Here is a 3,043-nt window from a genome sequence, read left to right on the forward strand (position 1 = left end):
TATCTACTTGCTCAGCTTTGGCCATTATAGCTTTCAGCCTTTCCAATGCACCGGTTTTGTCGTCCATTTGATTTAAGATAAAGCGTTCTTGACAATCTGCTTTTCTCGGATATAATCTACCATGTCCTCGGTAGCTTTTCCTGCTCGGGCTATATCTATAATGGTAATGAAGTTCTTTTGAGGATCATCCTGAATGCGTGTCATCGCTTCTTCCCATGCCGAGTCATGCGACAAATCGGACAAGTCATAAGGGTCTGTATCCTTATATTTAGCGATAGCAGCGTCAAGACAACGTTTGTTGGCACCTGATATATAGTCCATATCGGGTACAGCAGAAGTATATACTTTCTTGTCACGAACCTCTATGTCTGAAAGGAACTCGTCAAAATTCCCATCCAAGGGTTTGCCTTCTGCAATTTGCAGTGCCTTGTAGGTATAGGCTGGCACCGGGCCATGTTTCAATGCTCTGAAAGAGTCTTCAACAATCACTTTGCCATATTTGACAAGATGGTCCTGTTGGGCAAAATAAAGTATTTTAAATAACTTTATATAGTCCACTCCTTGAGTGAAACTCTGCATGATGTAGAGTACCACCGCTCTTATTTTGGCAATCTGTATAGCTGTTTTCATTTCAAAAAAAATCTATGCGATTACAAAGATACAACTAATTTGCTGAATAATACGCTCATGATACAAAAAAATAGCCCGTTGCATTTTTTTTCACGACATTTAATACAGTCGTCATTCTGCAATTATCAAGAGATGGGCCAATCCATACGCTTCTACCTCCTTTTATAGTTCACCTTCCCCCCGATTATAGTACGGGCAATCCGTTCCGGTTGTCCGTTACCCTGTTTTAACACCCCTGTTTTACAGTTTTATTCATCCCTTTCTATTTGATTGTCATTTATTATCGTTTTGCTGCTGCCGTGCGACTTCTCGTGGACTTATTTTCCCGCAAAGGTAATAGGCTGCTCCAATCTTGCCAATGCCGACGTTCCGCCGCGAGTGAGCCGCAAAAATCTTCCTCTCCGTCTGTCGAGCGTATTTTTCCGCATCAGCCTTGTCCCGATTGTTTCCGCCACCTTTTGGAGGCAGAAAAATAAATCCCAGAGGTCGCAAACAGGCCGAACAAAGGGAAAAAAAAGAAAGGTTAAATTATGAGTTACAACAAATTGAAATCATTGGTAGCGAACGTGGAAGCCATAGAAACGGCAATGAAAATCCAAGTTCAAGGCAGGCAGGCCACTGCGGAAGAAAAAGAAATTTTATCCCGATATTCTGGTTTCGGGGGTATCAAAGAAGTATTGAATATAGGTACGGACAAACCCATAGGTGGTGATATGAAAGAACCGATACAAAGATTACAGGAGTTAATCAATGCTTACCCTCATTTCACAGAACCCATGCGGCACAATGTCATAGAGGGCATCAAAGCATCTGTACTGACAGCATTTTACACGCCGAAATTCCTTGTTGATGCAGTGGTGCGGCAGATACATGCCACGTTCGGCGAAAACGGTCTCAAAATGCGTTCATTTCTCGAACCAAGTGCTGGTATAGGCGGCTTTCTACCCATAGCCATGTCCGGCACGTATGATTATGCTATTGAGAAAGACCTCATTTCGGGGATGATACTTTCCCTGCTCCATGAAAACACGCTTACACGGACGATTGGGTTTGAAGAAATCGGAGAACAAGGTTTTGAACATACAACTTTCGATGTCATAGCCTCCAACATTCCATTTGGCAATTTCAGGGTGTTCGATGCGGAACTATGGAAGAAAGGCGGTATGTACGAACAGGCCACCAAGACCATACACAACTACTTTTTTGTCAAAGCAATGGAGTTGTTGAACGAGGGTGGTTTGTTAGCTTTCATCACATCGAGGGGCATAGCCGACACGCCCGGTAATAAGTTCGTGCGTGAATATCTTGTAAATCATGCCGACCTGATAAGTGCAATCCGTCTGCCCGATATGCTTTTCATGCAGACAAGCGGTATAGAGGTAGGCAGCGACCTGCTGATATTCCAAAAGCACACGCGCAAGGCGGCACTCTCACAGCGGGAACAACTGTTTTTACAAGTAGGCAGGGAAAAGGCGGACGCCACAGGCACAATGACCGAATACGCCAACAAATTGTTCACCATACCGAAAACCACCCTTGCGACAGGTAGCCGCATTGTACAGAACCAATACGGAAAATATGTACGCAAATACCAATGGCAGGGCAATGAAAATGCCATGTCACAATATCTCGCCGCACTGCTGAAACTTGACTTTGGCCGATACTTCCGCAAAAGTCTTTTCATGGGGGAAGGACAAGGTAGCGAAGATATGCAGATGTCTCTTTTCGGGAGTGTAGCCATGAAACAAGTCGCAAAAGGCAAACGAGCCTACACGGACGGGGTGGAAGCATGGATGAAAGACGGCACAATGGTGCTGTTTGAGGGGCAGGTGGGTACTATCCAATACCGAAAATCAAGTCTTTATCAAGAGGTAGCCATTGATTTTGTACCGGTGGACGAGGGTAAGGTCAATGCAGATAGGGCAAAAGACTATTTCCCTATACGCAAGGCATACTTTGAATTGTCAATCAAAGAGAGGGAAGAACAAAAAGAGGATAACGGATTGCGTGGAGAGCTGAACGCCCGATACGATACCTTTGTTGCCAAATGGGGTTGTTTCCACGAGAACGACAACAAGGAGTTTATCATGCTTGACAGCCTCGGTGTGGAAGTCTTTACAATAGAAATGCAGCTTGGAAAGGATTTAGTCAAGTCCGACATCATGCGTGAGCCTGTGGCGTTCAAGAAGATAGACCCGAACAAACGGCTGACACCGATTGAAGCGTTGGCAAGTAGCTTGAATTTCTACGGCAGGGTTGATATGGACTACCTGATGCAGTCCACGGATAGTGCCGAGGAAGAAATCATCGGCGACCTCAAAGGTGAGATATTTTACAATCCTGTTATCGGGGAGTGGGAGCACAAAGGCTGTCTCTGATACACATCTCCTAGCCCACGAGACGGAGTCCCAGC

General features: G+C 45.0%; 1 protein-coding gene and 1 pseudogene. One reads left to right on the forward strand and one right to left on the reverse strand.

Annotated elements, in window-relative coordinates; translation table 11 throughout:
* Positions 1 to 72: 72 nt before the first annotated feature.
* A complete protein-coding gene (locus tag ABUA47_RS23230; protein ID WP_005777276.1) occupies positions 73 to 630 on the reverse strand; it encodes a Panacea domain-containing protein in 558 nt (185 codons plus the stop codon).
* A gap of 530 nt (positions 631 to 1,160) precedes the next feature.
* On the opposite strand from ABUA47_RS23230, the pseudogene ABUA47_RS23235 reads away from it, so the two are divergent.
* Positions 1,161 to 2,999 (forward strand): annotated as a pseudogene (locus tag ABUA47_RS23235) (N-6 DNA methylase); the annotation flags it as partial.
* Positions 3,000 to 3,043: the final 44 nt, after the last annotated feature.

This window comes from Bacteroides sp. RTP31139st1_H2_RTP31139_211217 (genome assembly GCF_040227615.1).
GTDB classification, from domain to species: domain Bacteria; phylum Bacteroidota; class Bacteroidia; order Bacteroidales; family Bacteroidaceae; genus Bacteroides; species Bacteroides uniformis.

Excerpts from the sequence above, each read along its gene's own strand:
- ABUA47_RS23230 (WP_005777276.1), bottom strand. The coding sequence starts at position 630 with ATGAAAACAGCTATACAGATTGCCAAAATAAGAGCGGTGGTACTCTAC.